This is a genomic window from Bacillus sp. FG16 (assembly GCF_057809515.1).
Window position 1 is genome coordinate 1 of record NZ_JBMDKC010000247.1, and the last position, 1,447, is coordinate 1,447.

Below are 1,447 nucleotides of genomic sequence, written 5' to 3' on the forward strand. Positions count from 1 at the left end.
GAGAAGAATTCTTATGTATTTTTGTCAATTTAGTTTCCTTAGCTTGATGGCGATGGGGCACGGCAACGATTCCTTCTTTTTGGGGCCACTTAAAATAGCCGCAGTCTTTTTATGAAGAAGATTGTGGCTATTTTAATCTAATTTGCAACTTTTAAACGTTTAGGTGAAATGGCCATATCAAATTGGATATCAGGTGGTTGACGATTATCATCTAATCTATATTTTCCGAATCGATTTATATGAAACGTAAGATATGGGCTCAAATCGGAAAGCACTTCTTCGTCTAATTCATTTCCTTCCTGAATGTATTCATGTAGAATACGGGTAAGTTGAAAGACATTGTAAAAGATTACACAATTTGCAATGAGATGATTGTATTTTATAATTTTCCGTTGCCTTTCCCGATGATTTTCCGCAATAATTCCATCTCCTCCAAAGAATAACCATTTTGTAAATCCATTAAAAGATTCGCTTTTATTTGTAGCCGCTTGAATTGTACTTCTTAACTCTTCATCAGATAAATATTTTAATAAAAATAATGTACGAATTGCACAGCCTAATTCACGGAATGCTTGATATAATTTATTTTTCTTGCTATATGCACTAAGTTTATTAAGAATGGTAGAAGGATGAATACGTCCGGCCTTAATTGACATCACGACACGTAACATATCCTCATAATGCTCTTCAATCACGTTCCAATTTACCGATGTTGTAAATAGTTCATTTATATGCTGATAATTGGAATCATGGTGTGGCCGTAATAATTTTAAATTTTTCCAATTTCGAATCCGAGGCATAAGCTCAATACCTAATAAATAGGATAGTCCAAATATAGGTGCATTTTGTCCTTGCGTGTCAGAATGCAGGGTATTAGGTTGAATATCAGATTGATTTTGCATGAGAATATCTAAAATATAAACTCCTTCCCAAACACCACAAGGAATGAAATGACTGAATAAGGCGATATAATTATCTGAAACATGGTAATAGCCAATCCCACCATAACCGCCGTAACGGATATGATTTTCAGATAATAAATTTTGTTCATATAAATCCCACTTTGTTCCATCAGCTGCCGCACTGTTTCCAGTTCCCCAATATTTTGGAAGTTTAAACTTATTGTACGCATTAATCAACCCTTCAATTGCTTTCTGAATATTTTCTTCCGTAACATGACGTTCATTAATCCAAGCGATTTGCCTACGATCCACTGTGCCAAGTGAGCGAGCTGCTTGGGTAGGACCTAAATTACATCCATAACAAAAAACAGTTGTTAAGTACCGTTCTGCTGGTTTAGCTATTTTGCTATCATAACCAGAAATCGGACTAAAAAAACGTGTCCAATTTAACCAGTAATTTGTATCGCTCAATAAATCTAGAACATTAATAGGCCTCACGATACATGCCCATCAACTTAAGCCTTTTTACTACCCCCAAGTACAAA

1 pseudogene is annotated in these 1,447 nt (G+C 35.0%); it reads right to left on the bottom strand.

Annotation, left to right across the window (positions count from 1 at the left end):
- Nucleotides 1-137 precede the first annotated feature (137 nt).
- A pseudogene (locus ACODS7_RS31995) lies at nt 138-1,394 on the bottom strand (transposase); the annotation flags it as partial.
- Between the last annotated feature and the right edge of the window lie 53 nt (nt 1,395-1,447).